Consider the following 17,557-nt stretch of genomic DNA (forward strand, 5'->3'; position numbering starts at 1 on the left):
CTCAATCTGGGAGTCGTTGACCAGAATCGGCACTGAAGCGATGTTCGTCACTGCTGGACCACCCCACCTGAATGGATTCAGGGATCTCCTGCTCAGCACTGGTGAGCAAGCGCAGGAGACCCAGTGGAGATTGCAATTGCCAGATTTGACTGGACCCCAGCCATTCCCGATGCATCAGCTGACAGGGCACTCCACCAGTTTGTAAGCGCAGTGCCTCAGGCCGCACTGCCTTGACCACTCCCTGTTCGGGGGGAAGCACGTTGATCTGAGGTCGTCCAATGAACATGGCGACAAACAAGGAGCCTGGGGTGTCATAGAGCTCCCGAGGTGCGGCGATCTGTTCCAGCCGACCCTCACGCAACACAGCGATCCGATCGGCCATGGCCATCGCTTCATGTTGATCATGGGTCACGTAGATCACAGGCTTGCGATCGTTGAGCACCAGTCGGCGTAATTCCGGTCGAAGTTCTTCGCGCAGCTGAGCATCGAGGTTGCTCATCGGCTCATCGAGCAAATACAGATGGGGATCACGCAGGAGTGCTCGTGCCAGGGCCACCCGTTGACGTTGCCCACCAGACAGCTGGCTGGGGCGTTGGTTTGCGCGTTCCTCCAGCTGCACCACATGCAGCATCTGACGTACCCGTTGTTGTCGTTCCTGGGCTGGGATCCCCCGCACTTTCAGCCCCAGTTCCAGGTTGGCTGACACGCTCAAGTGCGGGAACAGGGCATAGCTCTGGAACACCATTCCCACCTTGCGCTCCAAGGCTGGAGTGGCCGTGACGTCTTGATCGTTGATATGAATCGAACCTTCATCCGGTTGGTCAAGTCCGGCAATCAGTCGCAGCGTGGTGCTTTTGCCACAACCACTGGGGCCCACCAGCGCGAGGCATTCCCCGTCGTTGACGCACAGATCAAGGTGACGAAGAATCCAGCGGTTGCCAGCCTTTCGGCCCAGTTGGTTCAGAGAGAGGCTCATCCTTTGACAGCTCCATTGGTGAGCCCCGAAACGATCGATCGTTGAAAGATCAGCACAAGGGCGATGAGGGGGATGGACCCCAGAACCGTTGCAGCGGCATAGGCCCCGTAGGGCACCGAGTAGATCGATGATCCAGCAATGCGCGCCATGGCGACCGGCAGGGTGAGCCGGTCTGCATCGCTGATCCAGGTCAAAGCGATTGGATACTCGTTCCAGGAAAATAGAAACACAAGAATCGCCGTGCTCGTGGTGGCCGGTGCAATCAGGGGGATCAACACCCAGCGCAGGCGTTGCCACAACCCCAGGCCTTCCAGGCGAGCCGCATCTTCAAGATCGACCGGTAGATCCTGAAATGCTGCTGATAGCAACAGAATCGCCAAGGGCTGTGACAAGGCTGCGTAGGGAATGGTTAGTGCGAAGAGCTGATTGCCGAGATGGAGCGTGCGTGCAACTTCCAGCAAGGCCAGGAAGAGGAGCACATAGGGAAATAGGGCAGCAGCAATCAAGAGACTCTTAGCAATCGCAGTGATTCGATTGCGCATCCGGGTGAGGGCATAGGCCGCTGGAGTGGCAATGACGAGGGTGAGTACGGTGCTGCAGGCACCAACCACCAGGCTGTTGACCAGATATCTCCAGAAGGGTGGATTTCCGGAGAGCACAGCCCGGTAGTGCGCCAACGTCCAGCGTTGATCAAGAGCCGCCAATGGAGTCACCAGCGCCTGATCGGTGCTGAATGAGGTGTACAGCTGCCAGAGCAGTGGTCCAAGTGACCAAGCAAGCAACAACAGAATCCAGAACCGACGGATGGTTGTTTCCATGGTCAAGCTCCCCACCGCCAACGCTGCAGCCTTGTGAGCAGCCACCAGCTCCCTCCACAAAGAAGCAACAACAGCAGAAAACTTCCCAACATCACTGTGGCGCTATAGCCAAAGTCGAGAAACCGCATCGCGTTTAGATAGGCGTAGAGAGCGAGGCTCTCAGTGCTGCTGGCTGGTCCCCCTCCAGTCATCACCTGAATGAGATCAAAGACACCGAAGGCCTGTGCCAAACGAAAGAGCAGGGCTAGGGCGATGTAGGGGCGTAGAAGGGGCAAGGTGATCCGCAGAAAACAGGTGCGGCTGTTTGCCCCCTCGAGACGCAGTGCCTCATAGAGATCATCAGGAATGGTTTGCAGGCCAGCCAGAAGAATGAGCGCTGCGAACGGCGTGGTTTTCCAGACGTCACCGACAACGGTGGCCATCCAAGTGATCGCAGGGTTCGCGAGGATATTCAGGTCAGGAAATCCCATCAGTGCTGCTCCCTGGTTCAGTGGGCCATAGGGGGTGTTGAAGATCCATCGCCACCCCAAGGCCATCACGGTTGTTGGCAATGCCCAGGGGATCAACACCATGGCGCGAACAGCCCCCCGCCCTCGCCAGCGTTGATCAAGCAATAGGGCAATCCCTAAGGCGAGGATCAGCTCAGCCCCAACAGAGACACCCGCGAAACGCAGGGTCTGGGCTGCGTCCTGCCAGAAGCGTTCGTCACTGGCCAGTCGCCACCAGTTGGCTCCTTGATTGGGCACCGGAAGCAAACCCGTCAGCACCGAATCGGCGTGGCCGCTGAGCCAGCCGTAGTGAAGCAGCGGCCCAACAAACACGAAGGCCAACAGAAAAGCTGCAGGGAGGAGTAAGGCAATCATTCGTTCAGATCTCCTGCTGATCGCATGATTGTTTTGGTGGTGAACGTGGCGTTCTCCATCCCCTGTTTGGCATCCACTTCTCCCGTCAACACAGCACTGAGATTGCGTTGAAGCACATCGCTCAGCTGGGCGTAAAGGGGGGTTTCTGGCCTCGATTTGGTGTGGTCAAGAGCTTCGGCGAGTTCCGGAAGCGTGGGATTGATGCTCACCAGCTCTGGGTCGTGGAACAAGGCCTCAATGGTTGGCGTGTAGCCGTTCTCGAGGAACAACTGTTTTTGAGCCTTCTCTGAGGTGAGGAAACGAATCGCGTCAGCGGCTGCATCACGATGGGCACTTCCCTTCAGTAGAGCCAAACCCCAACTCCCAAGGGTGGCTGTGGACAGGGAGGGATCCTTGGCCACCATGGTGGTCACACCAACCTTGCCTTTCACCTGGCTGTCGCTCTTTTGCAACTCGGCCCATGCGTAGGGCCAGTTGCGCATGAAAGCGGCATCTCCAACTTTGAAACTCTGGAGTGCTTCTGGCTCGGCGAAATTGGTCACGGCCTGTGGGCTAATGCCTTTGGAGATCAGCTGGCGCAACCAAGCTGCGGCCTCAATCCCTGCCGGCTGATCCAGACCAACCAGGCCATTGCTCGGGTTGAGCCAGGTCCCACCGAAGCCATCAATCAGCTCGAGAAAGACGCAACTGAGCCCCTCGTACTGACGTCCCTCCCACACATATCCCCAAGGCACCCGTTTCTCTGCTTGCAGCTTTTGGCTGATCGCCTCGAGCTGCTGTGGCGTTTGGGGCGGCTGATCCATGAGATCGGTCCGCCAGTAGAGCAACCCCATGCTCGCCACAAAGGGCCAGCGATACAGCGTGCCGTTGTAGGCATTCCCTTCCCTTGATCCGGGTGCCAGCGCCTCAATCTCGTTGTCTGAAAACCATGAACTGAGGGGTTCAAGCCAGCCTGCAGCAGCGTATTTGGGAAGCCAGGTCAGATCCATGAGCAGAGCATCAAAGGGAGCGTCTCCCAACAACAGGCTGCTGATGGCCAGGTCCGAAATTGCTTCGGTTTCCAGGGGACCTCGAATCACCTCCAAATGCACCTTGCCGCGTTGCTCGGCATTGAATTGTTCAACAAGTGGCTTGCTTGCATCCGCAAATGGAGCAGGCATCAGGATATTGACCTGTTCAACCTGTTGAGCCTGGGCCCAGATCCAGCCGAGTGGAAGAACCAAGAGGGCCAGCACCCCTGCAATCAGCAGTGGTGGAATCCGACTGAACCGGCGGAATCTCATGCCAGGAAGGAATCAAGAGATCCCATTTGCTCTTCAGCCCAGTCCTGAACAGTGAAGGATTCCACGGCTGTGGTCATGGTGCGCATCCTGCGTTTCTGCTCGTTTTCTGGCATGGAGAGTGCAAGTTCGATGGCTTCGTCCATGCGCCGATGGGAATAAGGGTTGGTGAGAACCGCACCATCGAGCACAACAGAAGCACCCGTGAATTCAGACAACACAAGAACACCCGATTTGTCTTTGCGTGCTGCGGCATATTCCTTCGCCACAAGATTCAGTCCATCCCGTAAGGGAGTGATCCAGCACACGTCGGCATGGGTGAACCATGCCACCATTTCTTCATAGGGAATACGCCGGGTTGAAAAACGCACTGGTACCCAATCCATCTTGCTGAATCGGCCGTTGATACGGCCAGCCATTTCTTCAATGGAACGCTGCGTGTCTTCGTAGATTTTCATCCCATTGGCGGCTGACACACAGGCCAGCATCAATACGACTTCGCCGTGCAGGTCTGCGCGACGCTCCAGCAAACGTTCAAACGCCAAAAGCAGTTCTTCATTGCCCTTGGTGTAATCCACTCGGCTGGCTGAAAGGATTAACTTTCGCCCCTTTCGGGTGTCTTCCTCGATCCGTTCACCGAGGGCCTGGATTTCTGGGTCAGAAACCAAATCCTGAATCACATCAGGCGAGGTTCCTACTGGAGAGGACAGCAGCTGAATCGTGCGCCCTTCATAGGTGAGCCAAGGCGTCTCCGATGGCTCGGTGAGTGCAGAACCGGTGGATAGAAAGCGTGCATTCACACCACGCTTTGGGCCTTTCTTGGCGCCAAGAAGGCAATTGGCAGCTCTTGCAAAATTTTCCGTGTAGCGGGGAATATGAAAACCAACGAGGTCACAGCACAACAGACTTTCGAGGATCTCTCGTCTCCAGGGGAGGATGGCAAACACATCATTCCCTGGAAATGGGGTGTGATGGAAGAATGCGATCTTTAGGTCGGGGCGTTCCGCACGGATGTATCCGGGTGCCAGCCAAAGGTTGTAGTCATGAACCCAAACAGTGGCGGCCTTGGCGGCTTCGCGACAAGCTGCTTCGGCAAAACGGCGATTGACTTCCTCGAAAATGCCCCAATCGGCATTGTTGACGTCGAAATAGTTGGGAAATGTATGGAGGATTGGCCAGATCGATTCTTTCGATGTGACGTGATAGAAGCTTGAAATCTGATAGTGCTCTAAAGGAATCCGGCGGAGCGTGAAGGGCGCTGGTTCCTCCATGGCAATTCGTTCATCGCCGCTGGTGTCATTTTCTTCAACCTGTCGCCAGGCAATCCATGTGCCATTCAGATGGCTTCTGAACAGATTGCGTAGGGTAGGAATTATTCCATTAGGGCTTTTCTGATCCCCCCACGAACGGTTGCCCTGCTCGTCAATAATTTCGTCAAAAGGAGTGCGGTGATAAAGAAGAATGAATGAGCTTTTACCTTCTTCTTTCGTCATTAAATATGGAGTGGCGCCCTTGATGGCGCTAAGTCGTAGCCTCTCTACCCTCCCCCGATCGGGCGGGCTTTGTCAAATCGATGCTTCGCTCTGCAACTGCTTCAGTCGGTTCATCACCTCTTGGGCATGACCTGTGGGCCTGACACCGGTCCACTGCTCACGGATGACCCCAGATGGGTCAATCAAAAAGGTATGGCGCATTGAGTAAGGGGCCATCCAGGAGCCATAGGCTTTACTGACTGTTCCGTCCGGGTCAGACAACAGCAAATAGTCGAGTGCCTCGGAGCTGCAGAAGGACGCATGATCTTCGACACCATCGGCACTCACGCCGACGATGGATGCATTGTTCTGTTCAAAGTCTTGGTTGAGGCTCTGAAATCCATGGGCCTCAATGGTGCAGCCAGACGTGAAATCGCGAGGATAGAAATAGAGGACGAGCCAGCGCCCCGCAAAGTCTTCCAAACTCCAACCCTTGATTTCATCCTCCGTGCGTCGTGTGCCCTCGAGGTTGAAGCTTGGAGCAGGTTCATTCAGAGCGGGCGCTGGGCCTCCCAACGCCTTTGCGCTCTTAGGAAGACAAAAAAAGACTCCGAGCCCAAGGGACCGAAGCAGCAAATCACGTCGGTTCATGGGATTCGGAGTGGGCGTTAAAGACGGCTGAAAGCCGGAACACAATCAGAACTTGCTGAGATCAACCCCGAGGGAACGAGCGTAGGCACCAAGACCCTTCTTTTGGATGGTCTTGAGCGCACGAGTGGTGACGCGCAGCTTCACCCAGCGGTTGCCCTCTGCCCACCAGAGACGTCGTTGCTGCAGGTTGGCCTGCTGCAGTTTCTTGGTGCGGATATGGGAGTGGCTCACGGCCATGCCGTTGTTAGCCCGTGTACCGGTGAGCTGACACACCCGAGACATGATGACGTTCCTGTAGAGCAGTGGCGTTAAGCCAAGGGATTATCTTATCAAAGAGGGATCCTCAGATCCCTCTCTCCATCAGTGCTGCCAACAGTTTGGTGGACCGTGTCTGAAAACCAGCTAATTCATTGGGTTCCAGACCGCCGACCGATAGTCGTGCCATGTCATACAAATGGCGTGCCAGGTTCCCCGCGAGCTGTTGGCTCGGCGATGCAGCACTGGCATCGCTTCCCACCAGAACGCTGACCGCGTTCAACTTCAGCAACCCCTCCACCAGAGGATGACGACGATTCACCAGCAGCACGTGGTGATCTGGGAGTCCTGGGAAACGTTGCTCCATCAGGGCACCGATGTCGTTGATGCGGCGCATCTGTTCTGGCAGAAGGATCAGCGCTGCAGGTGCCTCATCACCACCCTTGAGTGCCTGAACCTGGATCGTGACCTTGTCGTTGGCGAGGGCGTCCTTGATCAGAGTTCGCAGGCTCTCACTTTGCGTCTCGCCATCCTGGTCACTGAACTCAGGTTTGTCGTCGCGGAGGCTGTCATCCAGCTCTGCATCGACTCTTTGGAATTTGAGTTCATCGTGTTTGGTCTCCAGCCAGGGAATGAATTGGCTATCGATCACGGTTTCAGCCAACAGAACTTCTGCTCCTTGGCCGGTCCAGAGGCTTAAGGCGCCAGCCTGGGCAATCTCATCGCTGCAGTAGAGAACGCGATTGGCCTGATCGCTTCCCTGACGATTCCGGTAAGAGGCGAGTGTCGTGTAGGCCTTTTCGCCAGCGGCGATTGGTTCCTCGCCAGGCTGATCACTTGCGTCTGCCGTGGTGCCGAACAGCACCAATTCGCTGACCTGATCAGCAAATTTTTCGTCCTCCATCGCACCGATTTTCACAAACGGAGCCAGAGCATCCCAGGCTTCGGCGTAGGTCTTCGGATCGTCTTGCTTCAGGCTGCGCAGGCGATCGGCCACCTTCTTGGCGACGAAATTGCCAATGGAACGCACGCGTCTGTCGGTTTGCAGTGCGCTGCGGCTCACATTCAGCGGAATATCTGGTGAATCAATCACCCCGCGCAGTGGAAGCAGGTAGCGGGGAACGATTTCTTTAATCGAGTCGCTGACGTAGACCTGATTGCAGTAGAGACGGATCTCACCTTTCTCCCAATCGGCACGTCCGGACGCTTTTGGGAAAAAGAGAATGCCTTGCAGGGTATAGGGGTAGTCGGTGTTGAGATGCACCCAAAGCAGTGGGTCTCCCTGGAAGGGATACAGGTAGTGATACAGGTCGATGTAATCCTGATCGCTGAGTTCTCTTGCAGACTGACGCCAGGGAGCAACTTTTTTATTGACAGTCTCTCCCTCCAGCTCCACGCTGACGGGCATGAAATCGCAATACTGCGTGATCAGGTTCCGCAGCCGTGCGGGTTCGAGATATTCCAGTTCCTCCTCCATCAGATGGAGGATCACATCGGTGCCGGCTTCGTCGCGCTGGCTCCCTTCCAAGCTGAAATTGGGTGACCCATCACAGCGCCACTTCACAGCCTCACTGTCAGGTCTTGCTGATCGACTGACCAGTTCAACTTCGCGGGCAACCATGAAGCTGGAGTAGAAGCCAAGGCCAAAATGGCCAATGATGGCGTCCTCTTCCTGTTTGTATTTTTCCAGGAAATCTTCGGCACTCGAGAAGGCCACCTGATTGATATAGCGCTTCACTTCATCGGCGGTCATGCCGATGCCGTTATCACTGATGGTGATCGTTTTCTGCTCACGATCGATGCGTATGGCGACCTTTCCTTCTTCCCCTTCGCTGCAGTCGCCGGCCATCGCCGCCATGCGCCGCTTGCTGATGGCATCGGCTGCGTTACTAACCAATTCCCGAAGAAAAACCTCGTGGCCTGAATAGACGGCCTTCTTGATGATCGGGAAAATATTTTCGGTATGAATCTGGATCTGACCTTGTTCCAGAACGGTCATGGTGAGGCAGCGAACATGGCGACCCTAGGGAGGTGAAGCGGAAGGCTCAAGCCCTCCGCTGGTGGGGTCTCCGTACTGCCTTGAGTGTCAGGGAGTGCGCTGGAGGTCCGGACGCTCTTCAGCAAGGATTGCTCCCTCCACCGGGCAGACCTGGAGGCAGATCCCGCAGTCGATGCAGGTGTCGAAATCAATCCAAAAGAACTCAGTGCCCTTTTTGTTGCGACCCTTTCCGGGTTGAATACAAGCCACAGGGCAAGCATCGAGGCAATCGGCGATGCCTTCGCAGACATCGGTCACGAACGTGTGGGCCATGGGGCGATTTAAGCAAGCTGGATCTTAGTCAGCCACCCAGACCAAGCTGATGCACTGATGGCTCTCCACTAGGGCTTCTGCTGCTTGCTGTCCTGAAACAGGATCGAGCTCGACAACAGCAGTGATGCCTTGTTGATGCAGTTCCTGCTGGCGCCTTAAAGCTGCTTCGAGGCTGGCTCCCGACCCATAGGCCACCAACACCCGTTCTGCATTGGTTTTCATCGGTTGATGCGCTGAGGGGAGATCTCGAATGTCGTCGAGACAGAAGCTGAAGCCGAGCCCTGCTGCCGCTGGTCCCACGGCACCAAAGCGTTTCAACACGCGGTCATAACGACCACCGCGTGCGATCACCACCGGCGCAGAGGTGCCTTGACACACCAACTGGAACACCAAGCCGTCGTAGAGCTCGAAGTGAGGTTGGAAGCTGGGATCCAGCTGAAGCGTGACACCCAACCGCGACGCGAGGGGTTCGAGATGGGTCAAGAGACGTTCAAGTTGACTCAATACCGGTTGAGGGCCAAACAACCGACGTTGCTGTTCGAGCACCTGCTCGGGGGTGCCCCGTAAATCCATCTGCTGCTGCAGCCTCTGGCTCTGCTCTGAGGGAAGAGGCAGTTGTTCGAGCTGTAAACGATCAAACGACACAAGTGCTTCCTTGACCTGATCGCGCAGGTTTTTGTCGATTGGAGCGAGCATCAGCTCCATCAGAGCCGCATGCCCCACCAGCAAACGTGCTCCATGACCCGGCTGGAGCTCAAGAGCCTCCAGGGAGGCCATCAGCAGGGAGAGCAATTCCAACTCGCCATTCACCTGTCCGCTGCCAAACAACTCCACCCCGCTGTGCAGCTGTTCCTCAATCCGTTGGCCGCCCTCGTCACTGAGCCGACTTTCAAACACGGTGCCGGTCGACCACAAACGCAGAGGGCGAGGGCGCTCCGCGAGTCGGGTCGTGGCTGCTCTGGCAATCGAGGCCGTCAGTTCTGGGCGCAGCCCCAGGGGTTCATCGGCCACCAGGCGCACGATGTCTGCGCTGTTAATCCCCCCTCCGGCTTTGAGGGTCTCCATCCGCTCCACCTGGGGAGGAGAGACTTCCTCGTAGCCCCAACAGCGATACACCTCCGCAAGGCGTTCCCGCAGAGCTTTGTTGTGCTCGACCTGCTGGGGGTTGAGATCACGTGCGCCCGAGGCTGGTTGCAGGGCCATCCCAGTGGAAGCGAAGCTGACTCAGGATCCCATGTGCCGGAGCTCGGGTTCCCCGAAGCAGGCGCCTTCAAGTGGAGAAATCTTCGCGAGCTCTCGAGAGATCTGCTGGTGCAGAGCTTGGTTCGCGGCCAGAACTTTTCCTGATCTGATTTGAAAATTGCTGCCGTCATAGGCGGTCACGATGCCTCCGGCCTGTTGGACAAGAGCCACACCAGCGGCGAGGTCCCAGGGGGACAGACCCCGCTCCCAGTAGCCATCCAGTAAGCCTGCCGCCACAAAAGCCAGGTCCACGGCCGCTGCACCACCACGACGAACACCGTGGGTCCGATGGGTCATCCAACAGAACTCGGCGTAGTTGTTGTCCAGTCGGGTGTGGCGGTCATAGGCGAAGCCTGTGACCAGCAAGGAGTCTTGGAGTTGATCACACCGCGACACCGCAATCGGGTCGTCGTTGCAGAAGGCGCCAACACCGGGACAGCAGTGATACAGCTGCTTCAGATAAGGAACAGAGATCGCTCCAAGCAAGGGGCGACCGTTCCAACACAAGCCGATCGACGTCGCAAAAAACGGATAGCCGTGGGCGAAGTTGGTGGTTCCATCCAAGGGATCCACCATCCACTGCAGGCCCACCTCGGGCCCGATGCTCCCGGATTCCTCGGCAAGAATGCCGATGGATGGCGTCTGATCCCGAAGAAGGCTGAGCACAGCCTGTTCCGCCCCTTCATCGGCTTCGGTGACGAGATCACCTTGGCGTCCCTTGCTGCGGATGTTGGTGAGATGGCCGTAATGGTCCATCAGCACGGCGGCGCCAGAGTCCGCAGCAGCCCGGGCTGTGGCATGCAGCTGGGCCAGAGCCTCGGGGTTGAGACCCGCTGCAGAAGCAACCGCATCAGTCGCGGGGGCAGGCATCGATGTCATTCCTCATCAAGGGGCAGACCGGCAGTCACTTGGCCCTTGCCAAAGTGTCGTCCGAACTGCAGTTCGTACACCTCGTCTTCATCTTGGGTCTCGGCTTCCAGTTCCGCCGTTGCCCGGGCCACACACAACAGTCCATACCCCTTGTCGCGCAGCTCACGGGACAATCCCATGGCTTCCCGCTGATCGAGCTCCCCATGAAGGACCCGCACAGCACAGGCGGTGCAACAGCCATTGCGGCAAGAGAACGGAAGCGGATCTCCCTGCAGTTCGAAGCTGCGCAGGATGTACTCCCCCTCGGGCACGTCATGGGTGATCGTGCGCTGCTCCTGACGCCAGTGAATGGTCACCCGATGGGTGCGTGGCATGGACGAAATCGCTCGTGTGCCCTGCTACATTCGCATTGCCCCAATCAGCCGCTGGAGAGGTGGCCGAGTGGTCGAAGGCGCAGCACTGGAAATGCTGTATAGGGGCAACTCTATCGAGGGTTCGAATCCCTCCCTCTCCGCTTCATTACCGGCCCTAGGGCCGGTTTTTTTATGCCTAAAACACCGAGGTTCAGCCGAAACGGCCGGAGACGTAATCGTTGGTGGCTTGCTGGGTTGGTGCGTTGAAAATCTTGTCTGTTTGATTGAATTCCACCAGATAGCCAACTTTCCCGGAGCCACCCTCTTGAGCCTCGGCATTGAAAAATGCGGTCATGTCGCTGACACGCACGGCCTGCTGCATGTTGTGGGTCACGATCACAATCGTGAACGTTTTCTTCAGTTCATGCATGGTTTCTTCGATCTTCAATGTTGAGATCGGATCGAGTGCGGAACACGGTTCATCCATCAGGATCACTTCCGGTTGAATCGCTATCGTGCGAGCAATGCACAGGCGTTGTTGCTGACCTCCTGAGAGTGAGCAACCGCTCTCTTTAAGCTTGTCTTTGCATTCATCCCAGACGGCTGCCTGGCGGAGAGACCGCTCCACCAGCTCATCCATGTCGCCGATGTAGCCGTTGATCCTGGCTCCAAAGGCAATGTTCTCGTAGATGCTTTTGGGGAAAGGATTGGGTTGCTGAAACACCATTCCAATCCGACGGCGCACTTCCACCGGATCGACCGTTGGGTGATACAGATCGGCACCATCAAAAAGCACCCGCCCAGTCAGGCTGCACCCCTCAATTAAGTCATTCATGCGGTTCAAAGACCGCAGCACAGTCGACTTGCCGCATCCCGACGGGCCGATAAATGCAGTGACTTTCCCTCTGGGGATTTCGCAGTAAACGTTGCGAACCGCTTCATAGCCCCCGTAACTGATCGAGACGTTCTCAAGCGACATGCAAGTGTCTTGAGAGGAGGTTTGAGTATTGAGAGAAGCAGTGACCGTCATGGAGGGAAGCTGTGGGGCGTTTAAAGGTTGAAGAAGCTGTTGATGGACGACTGAGGAAAACTCTTCGCTCGGGGGGTTAACGGGAGGTCAATTGGTTGATCCACCGTGCCATGAGGTTGAGAAGGAGGATGAACACCACAAGCACAAAGGAAGCGGCCCAGGCCAGTTCGTTCTGCACGTCGTAAGGCATGGTGGCGAATTTGTAGATCAACACCGATAAGGTGCCGATCGGATTGAAGATCCCATCGGCCCACCAGGGCGAATACAGCGCCGTGAAGATCAAAGGAGCTGTTTCGCCTGCAGCGCGAGCAATGGACAGCACGATGCCTGTTGCGATGGACCGCGAAGCCGAAGGCAAGGTGATTCTCACAATCGTGACGAACCGGGATGCCCCTACGCCCAGAGCCCCTCGGCGTAGGTCATCGGAGACCAGCTTCAGGCCCTCATCGGTGGTTTTGATCACTGTGGGAAGCATCAGCACAGCCAAAGCAATGCCGCCGGCCATAGCGCTGTAGGCGTTGCCGAACAGCACCCGTGTCGAAACGATGGAGCTATAGATAAATACACCGGCAATGATGGAAGGCACTCCCGAGAGCACATTGGTGCCAAAACGGATGAATTGAGCAAACCAACCACCTCGGGAATATTCAGCTAAAAACACGCCTCCACCGATGCCAATCGGGATGGCAACAAGACTCGCAATCAAGGTGACGATTAACGACCCCTGAATGGCGTTGCCGATGCCGCCATAGTCGAGACCCGGTGCGGGCTGCTCGAGAAAGAAAAGGTCAAAGCTCAGTTTGCTTGCTCCTTTGTAGAGCACGTAACCGAGCACAAGCACCAGAGGCAGAACGGCGATGAGAGCAAAAAGTCCCGCCAGGGTTGTCAGGATGGAACCCGTGATATTCCGTGGATGGCTTTTTTTGAGGGCTAGATCGGGTATTGGCCTGAATCCCTCTCGGATTGTTGAAGTCATCAGTATTTAAGACTCAGTCGTTTAACAATCAATTGGGCCAGAATGTTCACCACCAGCGTCAGGATGATCAACACGAAAGCGGCATACATCAAAGAAGAAACCTGGCTGCCATCAGCTTCACCAAACTGATTGGCAAGCATGGCTGCAATGGTGTTACCGGGAGCCAGCAACGACCAGCTGAAATTGTTGGAATTTCCGATAATCATCGTCACGGCCATGGTTTCTCCCATGGCACGTCCGAGGGCCAACATCACGCCGCCGACGATGCCGGAAATGGCCGCGGGCAAGATCACTTGAAGGATTGCCGTCCAGCGGGTGCTGCCAACCCCGTAGGCAGCCTGGCGTAGACGAATCGGAACCTGATTGAGGGAATCCCTAGAAATCGCGGTGATGATGGGCAGGATCATCACCACCAGCACGAGGATGGCGGGGGTCATGCCTGGTCCCTGAGGAACGGTGTTGAACAGGGGGATGAACCCGAAAGCGTCATGCAGCCATGTGAGGAGCGGACGTAAGACAGGTTCAAGCACGAAAATGGCCCAAAGGCCCAGAACAACTGACGGAATCGCGGCCAACAGCTCCACCATCAAGCCAATCAGTTCGCGAGCTCTCTTGGGGATAAAACTTTCGGTGATGAAAATTGCCGTGCCCACCCCTAATGGAACAGCGATGGCCAGAGAGACCAAGGAGGTGACGATCGTTCCGTAGATGGCTGTGAACGCGCCGTATTCGTCGTCAACGGGGTTCCAGCTGGATGTGACCAGGAATCTCCATCCGTAGAGCTTCATGGACTCCAGCGAACCGGAGAACACAATGATCAGGATGGCGAACAAGACGATGGCCACCGTCGAGGCCATCAGCACTGCTGCTTGGTTGAAGCCTGTATCCACGAGCTTTTCCGAGGGCGGCCGATGCCTCAGTCGGTACATCTCCCTGATGTCTGTGGGCATGCGAGCGCAGCTCTGACCTTCAAAAACTACGTGTAGAGGGTGTTGGAGTTCACTAAGAGGGTGTTAACGGCAGGGGAAATCCGACCCCGATCTGCCCTTGGGGCTTTGGGTTTGGGCCGGTAGCGTGGGAGTTCCCTAGTGATGGCCATGGGGCGGATCGTCGGAATCGACCTGGGAACAACCAATTCCGTCGTGGCTGTCTTGGAGGCCGGCAGGCCGCAGGTGATTGCCAATGCGGAAGGCACGCGCACGACGCCATCGGTGGTGGGTTACACCAAAGAATCAGAGCTCCTGGTGGGCCAGGCCGCCCGTCGGCAGCTGGTGTTGAACCCGCGCAATACCTATTCGAACCTCAAACGCTTTGTTGGGCGCAGCTGGGACGAGCTTGACGATTCCAGTCTCACCGTTCCTTACACCGTTCGAGCGAACTCTCAGAACAACGTGCGGGTGGCCTGCCCGGTCACCGAACGGGAGTACGCCCCTGAGGAGCTTGTGGCCAGCATCCTGCGCAAGCTGGTGGATGACGCCTCCACCTATCTCGGCGAACCCGTCGAGGCCGCCGTGATCACGGTGCCGGCCTATTTCAATGATGCCCAGCGCCAAGCCACCCGTGATGCGGGTCGATTGGCGGGCATTCAGGTTGAGCGCATTCTCAATGAACCGACGGCCGCTGCCCTTGCTTATGGCTTCGACCGCAGTGCGGTGAAGCGCGTGCTGGTGTTTGACCTTGGCGGCGGCACCTTTGACGTTTCCCTGCTTCGGGTCGCCAACGGCGTGTTCGATGTCAAATCCACGAATGGGGATACCCAGCTCGGAGGGAATGACTTTGATCAACGCATTGTCGACTGGTTGGCAGAGGCATTTCTGGAGCAGAACGGCATCGATCTGCGTCGTGATCGTCAGGCGCTTCAGCGCTTGACCGAAGCTGCCGAAAAGGCCAAGCAGGAACTCTCCGGTGTGGCCAGTACGCCCATTTCTCTTCCCTTCATTGCCACGGGCAGTGACGGTCCGCTCCACATTGAAACCACCCTGGAACGGTCCACCTTTGAAGGGCTGTGTCCGGATCTGCTGGATCGGCTTCTGGTGCCCGTGCAGATGGCGCTGAGGGACTCAGGGTGGGCCGCTGAAGATATCGACGATGTGGTGTTGGTCGGTGGCAGTACGCGCATGCCGATGGTGCAACAGCTGGTGCGCACCCTGATTCCCCATGACCCTTGTCAGTCGGTGAATCCCGATGAGGTGGTGGCGATTGGAGCTGCCGTGCAGGCCGGGATCCTGACCGGTGAGCTTCGCGATCTGATGCTCAACGACGTCACGCCTCTTTCACTGGGCTTGGAAACCGTGGGGGGCCTGATGAAAGTGCTGATCCCACGCAACACCCCGATCCCGGTGCGGCAGTCCGATGTTTTCAGCACCTCGGAATCCAACCAGTCCTCCGTTGAGATCCATATCTGGCAGGGGGAGCGTCAGATGGCGGCTGACAACAAATCCCTTGGTCGGTTTCGCCTCTCAGGAATCCCTCCTGCGCCTCGCGGGGTTCCTCAGATTCAAGTGGCGTTCGATATCGACGCCAATGGCATCCTCCAGGTCAGTGCCACAGATCGCACCACGGGTCGTAAACAGTCGGTGACCATTCAGGGTGGTTCCAACCTCAACGAAGACGAGTTGCAGGCTCTGCTGGCAGAGGCGGAGGCCAGGGCTGATGAGGATCGCCGCACTCGAGCCGCCATTGAGCGACGCAATCGTGCCCTCACCCTGGTCTCCCAGGCTGAGCGAAGACTTCGTGATGCAGCACTCGAGCTTGGTCCGTACGGCGCTGAACGACAGCAGCGTGCCGTTGAAATGGCGATGCGTGATCTTCAGGATCTGCTGGAACAGGATGACCTGCAGGAGCTGGAGCTCGGGGTCAGCGCTCTCCAGGAGGCTCTGTTCGGTCTCAACCGACGTCTCTCCGCTGAACGCCGTTCTGAGGCCAGCCCCCTTCAGGGCATTCGCAACACTCTCGGTTCTCTGAAGGACGAATTGTTTGCCGATGATGACTGGGATGACGACCCATGGGCGGCGCCCAGTTCCCGACCTCCTGCAAGCCGCTACGGCGGATCACGGCAAGGGCTAGATCCCTGGGACGATGACTTCTACCGCTGAGCCCAACTACTGGTCGCTGCTTGGCCTGGATCCCGACAGCGACGCTGAAGCACTGAAGCGCGCCTTCCGCCGGGAGGCGCGTCGCTGGCACCCCGATCTCAACGGCAACGATCGCCAAGCGGAGGAACGGTTCAAATTGGTCAATGAGGCCTACGCGGTGCTCAGTGACCCGAAGCGTCGTCGCGTCTGGGAAGGCCGGGAGCAACCAGGCACCACCAACGTTGATCCTTTCGCCAGCGGTTTCCCTTCTTTCGAGGATTATCTCGATGTGGTGCTTGGGGACGGGCCTCGTCGTCGTCCCCGTGCGGAATCGCCGGAGTCGATCGACGCCCACGATCCAGGCTTTGAAACAGACGATGCCCCTGGCTCACGCTGGCCCGCCACAGCGGCTCCACCCCCTCCACCGCCAGTCCAGGCGGCCCAAAGTCTGGAGACTGACGTCTTGTTGACACCAGATCAGGCCCTGCACGGCACGGCGGTGGAGCTTGAGTTGTCGGATGGAACTGTTGTTGAGGTGCAAACACCCCCGCTTGCCGGTGACGGATGGAGACTGCGGTTGGCAGGCGTCACGCCTGGCGGAGGGGACCATTTCCTCCAGTTGAAGGTTCAGACGGATGAAGGCCTTCGCATTGATGGATTGCGCGTTCTCTACCGGCTTGAGCTCTTGCCGGCTGATGCCGCTCTTGGTTGTGCTGTGGATGTTCCGACCCTGATGGGCCCCGTCACGCTCCAAGTTCCTCCAGGGTCATCCAGTGGTCGTTTGCTGCGACTGCGTGGTCGTGGGCTGGAAGCGGATGATCGCCGTGGCGATCAGCTTGTGGAGATTGTGGTGGTGATTCCTGCCGCGTTGAGTGATGCCGAGCGGGCTCTGTATCGCCGGCTTCAAGAACTAGCGCTTGAGTCCTCAGAGAGCTGAACCCCCGGCTTCAGTGACAAACTGGGCCTGCGACTTAGGCACGGATGCTGGTTCACGTTCTTCTCTACGACGCCGGACAAGACAGTGAAGGCATTCACTCCCTTGAGCTCTCCGGCTCCACCGTGGTGCTGATGTTCGAGAACCCTGACGACGCGGAGCGCTATGCGGGTTTACTGGAGGCGCAAGACTTCCCAGTTCCTTCGATCGAGGCGCTGGACCGAGAGGAAATCGAGATTTTCTGCCGGCAGGCGGGCTACGAAGCGCGGTTGGTGGAGTCAGGATTTGTGCCCAAGACCGACGAAGAACGTTTGTTGTTAGCCCCCCCTTCCGCCAACAGGGATGTGACCAATTGGCATGAGGAGTCTGAAAGCAGTGCGACCCCTGACGTTCCCGACTCCAATGAACAGCTGGATGCGATTCGCCGCCAGCTTGAAGGACTGCTCTGACCG

Annotated in this window: 18 protein-coding genes and 1 tRNA gene; 4 read left to right on the plus strand and 15 right to left on the minus strand. The window is 57.3% G+C overall.

Features of this window, described 5'->3' with window-relative positions; genetic code table 11:
* Window position 1 precedes the first annotated feature (1 nt).
* The 12 genes from RS9916_RS03660 to RS9916_RS03715 all read right to left on the minus strand — a co-directional run bounded on the left by RS9916_RS03660 (window position 2) and on the right by RS9916_RS03715 (window position 11,112).
* Window positions 2-976: an ABC transporter ATP-binding protein gene (locus RS9916_RS03660; RefSeq protein WP_007097894.1), complete on the minus strand. Its 975-nt coding sequence runs from the start codon at window positions 974-976 to the stop codon at window positions 2-4.
* Complete coding sequence (locus RS9916_RS03665; protein ID WP_038023206.1) at window positions 973-1,794, minus strand: carbohydrate ABC transporter permease; 822 nt, start codon at window positions 1,792-1,794, stop codon at window positions 973-975. Before RS9916_RS03665 ends, RS9916_RS03660 begins: the two co-directional genes overlap by 4 nt.
* 2 nt (window positions 1,795-1,796) lie before the next feature.
* Window positions 1,797-2,657 (minus strand): carbohydrate ABC transporter permease, encoded by an 861-nt coding sequence (locus RS9916_RS03670; protein WP_007097896.1) that lies wholly within the window; start codon window positions 2,655-2,657, stop codon window positions 1,797-1,799.
* Window positions 2,654-3,940, minus strand: coding sequence for an ABC transporter substrate-binding protein (locus tag RS9916_RS03675; protein ID WP_007097897.1), 1,287 nt, complete (start codon window positions 3,938-3,940; stop codon window positions 2,654-2,656). Before RS9916_RS03675 ends, RS9916_RS03670 begins: the two co-directional genes overlap by 4 nt.
* Window positions 3,937-5,430 carry a glucosylglycerol-phosphate synthase gene (gene ggpS, locus RS9916_RS03680; protein ID WP_007097898.1) on the minus strand — a complete coding sequence of 498 codons (1,494 nt, stop codon included), beginning with the start codon at window positions 5,428-5,430 and terminating at the stop codon, window positions 3,937-3,939. The genes RS9916_RS03675 and ggpS overlap by 4 nt, the downstream gene beginning before the upstream one ends.
* Before the next feature lie 72 nt (window positions 5,431-5,502).
* A complete protein-coding gene (locus RS9916_RS03685) occupies window positions 5,503-6,060 on the minus strand; it encodes a peroxiredoxin (RefSeq protein WP_038023209.1) in 558 nt (185 codons plus the stop codon).
* Window positions 6,061-6,105: 45 nt separating this feature from the next.
* On the minus strand, window positions 6,106-6,342 hold the full coding sequence (rpmB, locus tag RS9916_RS03690; RefSeq protein ID WP_007097900.1) for a 50S ribosomal protein L28: 237 nt from the start codon (window positions 6,340-6,342) through the stop codon (window positions 6,106-6,108).
* A 61-nt stretch (window positions 6,343-6,403) separates the two neighbouring features.
* Window positions 6,404-8,314, minus strand: coding sequence for a molecular chaperone HtpG (gene htpG, locus RS9916_RS03695; protein WP_007097901.1), 1,911 nt, complete (start codon window positions 8,312-8,314; stop codon window positions 6,404-6,406).
* 87 nt (window positions 8,315-8,401) lie between these two features.
* Window positions 8,402-8,626, minus strand: a complete 225-nt coding sequence (locus RS9916_RS03700) for a ferredoxin family protein (protein WP_007097902.1) — start codon at window positions 8,624-8,626, stop codon at window positions 8,402-8,404.
* Window positions 8,627-8,650: 24 nt separating this feature from the next.
* Complete coding sequence (locus RS9916_RS03705) at window positions 8,651-9,829, minus strand: ATP phosphoribosyltransferase regulatory subunit (RefSeq protein ID WP_007097903.1); 1,179 nt, start codon at window positions 9,827-9,829, stop codon at window positions 8,651-8,653.
* 21 nt (window positions 9,830-9,850) lie between these two features.
* On the minus strand, window positions 9,851-10,738 hold the full coding sequence (locus RS9916_RS03710) for an inositol monophosphatase family protein (protein ID WP_038024135.1): 888 nt from the start codon (window positions 10,736-10,738) through the stop codon (window positions 9,851-9,853).
* A gap of 5 nt (window positions 10,739-10,743) precedes the next feature.
* Entirely contained in the window at window positions 10,744-11,112 is a 369-nt protein-coding gene (locus RS9916_RS03715; RefSeq protein ID WP_007097905.1) for a 2Fe-2S iron-sulfur cluster-binding protein, read from the minus strand.
* Window positions 11,113-11,165: 53 nt separating this feature from the next.
* On the opposite strand from RS9916_RS03715, the gene RS9916_RS03720 reads away from it, so the two are divergent.
* Window positions 11,166-11,252 (plus strand) — tRNA-Ser (locus RS9916_RS03720).
* Between the two features lie 50 nt (window positions 11,253-11,302).
* Here RS9916_RS03720 and pstB read toward each other — a convergent pair.
* The 3 genes from pstB to pstC all read right to left on the minus strand — a co-directional run bounded on the left by pstB (window position 11,303) and on the right by pstC (window position 14,047).
* On the minus strand, window positions 11,303-12,070 hold the full coding sequence (gene pstB / locus RS9916_RS03725) for a phosphate ABC transporter ATP-binding protein PstB (protein WP_007097906.1): 768 nt from the start codon (window positions 12,068-12,070) through the stop codon (window positions 11,303-11,305).
* Window positions 12,071-12,197: 127 nt separating this feature from the next.
* Window positions 12,198-13,097, minus strand: a complete 900-nt coding sequence (pstA, locus tag RS9916_RS03730; RefSeq protein ID WP_007097907.1) for a phosphate ABC transporter permease PstA — start codon at window positions 13,095-13,097, stop codon at window positions 12,198-12,200.
* Window positions 13,097-14,047, minus strand: coding sequence for a phosphate ABC transporter permease subunit PstC (pstC, locus tag RS9916_RS03735; RefSeq protein WP_007097908.1), 951 nt, complete (start codon window positions 14,045-14,047; stop codon window positions 13,097-13,099). Before pstC ends, pstA begins: the two co-directional genes overlap by 1 nt.
* Before the next feature lie 147 nt (window positions 14,048-14,194).
* On the opposite strand from pstC, the gene dnaK reads away from it, so the two are divergent.
* Genes dnaK through RS9916_RS03750 form a run of 3 tightly spaced genes read left to right on the plus strand, consistent with a single transcriptional unit; the run spans window position 14,195 to window position 17,554 of the window.
* Window positions 14,195-16,192, plus strand: a complete 1,998-nt coding sequence (gene dnaK, locus RS9916_RS03740) for a molecular chaperone DnaK (protein ID WP_007097910.1) — start codon at window positions 14,195-14,197, stop codon at window positions 16,190-16,192.
* A complete protein-coding gene (locus RS9916_RS03745) occupies window positions 16,176-17,108 on the plus strand; it encodes a DnaJ C-terminal domain-containing protein (protein WP_007097911.1) in 933 nt (310 codons plus the stop codon). The genes dnaK and RS9916_RS03745 overlap by 17 nt, the downstream gene beginning before the upstream one ends.
* A gap of 44 nt (window positions 17,109-17,152) precedes the next feature.
* Window positions 17,153-17,554: a DUF3110 domain-containing protein gene (locus RS9916_RS03750; RefSeq protein ID WP_007097912.1), complete on the plus strand. Its 402-nt coding sequence runs from the start codon at window positions 17,153-17,155 to the stop codon at window positions 17,552-17,554.
* Window positions 17,555-17,557: the final 3 nt, after the last annotated feature.

Source organism: Synechococcus sp. RS9916 (assembly GCF_000153825.1).
Taxonomy (GTDB): domain Bacteria; phylum Cyanobacteriota; class Cyanobacteriia; order PCC-6307; family Cyanobiaceae; genus Synechococcus_C.

Bases quoted from the DNA above. Each gene is read 5' to 3' on its own strand.
- ggpS (WP_007097898.1), bottom strand. From the start codon at position 5,430: ATGACGAAAGAAGAAGGTAAAAGCTCATTCATTCTTCTTTATCACCGC.
- rpmB (WP_007097900.1), bottom strand. From the start codon at position 6,342: ATGTCTCGGGTGTGTCAGCTCACCGGTACACGGGCTAACAACGGCATG.
- RS9916_RS03700 (WP_007097902.1), bottom strand. From the start codon at position 8,626: ATGGCCCACACGTTCGTGACCGATGTCTGCGAAGGCATCGCCGATTGC.
- RS9916_RS03685 (WP_038023209.1), bottom strand. From the start codon at position 6,060: ATGAACCGACGTGATTTGCTGCTTCGGTCCCTTGGGCTCGGAGTCTTT.
- RS9916_RS03705 (WP_007097903.1), bottom strand. From the start codon at position 9,829: ATGGCCCTGCAACCAGCCTCGGGCGCACGTGATCTCAACCCCCAGCAG.
- RS9916_RS03665 (WP_038023206.1), bottom strand. From the start codon at position 1,794: ATGGAAACAACCATCCGTCGGTTCTGGATTCTGTTGTTGCTTGCTTGG.
- RS9916_RS03710 (WP_038024135.1), bottom strand. From the start codon at position 10,738: ATGCCTGCCCCCGCGACTGATGCGGTTGCTTCTGCAGCGGGTCTCAAC.
- RS9916_RS03715 (WP_007097905.1), bottom strand. From the start codon at position 11,112: ATGCCACGCACCCATCGGGTGACCATTCACTGGCGTCAGGAGCAGCGC.
- RS9916_RS03675 (WP_007097897.1), bottom strand. From the start codon at position 3,940: ATGAGATTCCGCCGGTTCAGTCGGATTCCACCACTGCTGATTGCAGGG.
- htpG (WP_007097901.1), bottom strand. From the start codon at position 8,314: ATGACCGTTCTGGAACAAGGTCAGATCCAGATTCATACCGAAAATATT.
- pstA (WP_007097907.1), bottom strand. From the start codon at position 13,097: ATGACTTCAACAATCCGAGAGGGATTCAGGCCAATACCCGATCTAGCC.
- pstC (WP_007097908.1), bottom strand. From the start codon at position 14,047: ATGCCCACAGACATCAGGGAGATGTACCGACTGAGGCATCGGCCGCCC.
- dnaK (WP_007097910.1), top strand. From the start codon at position 14,195: ATGGGGCGGATCGTCGGAATCGACCTGGGAACAACCAATTCCGTCGTG.
- RS9916_RS03660 (WP_007097894.1), bottom strand. From the start codon at position 976: ATGAGCCTCTCTCTGAACCAACTGGGCCGAAAGGCTGGCAACCGCTGG.
- pstB (WP_007097906.1), bottom strand. From the start codon at position 12,070: ATGTCGCTTGAGAACGTCTCGATCAGTTACGGGGGCTATGAAGCGGTT.
- RS9916_RS03750 (WP_007097912.1), top strand. From the start codon at position 17,153: ATGCTGGTTCACGTTCTTCTCTACGACGCCGGACAAGACAGTGAAGGC.
- RS9916_RS03670 (WP_007097896.1), bottom strand. From the start codon at position 2,657: ATGATTGCCTTACTCCTCCCTGCAGCTTTTCTGTTGGCCTTCGTGTTT.
- RS9916_RS03745 (WP_007097911.1), top strand. From the start codon at position 16,176: ATGACTTCTACCGCTGAGCCCAACTACTGGTCGCTGCTTGGCCTGGAT.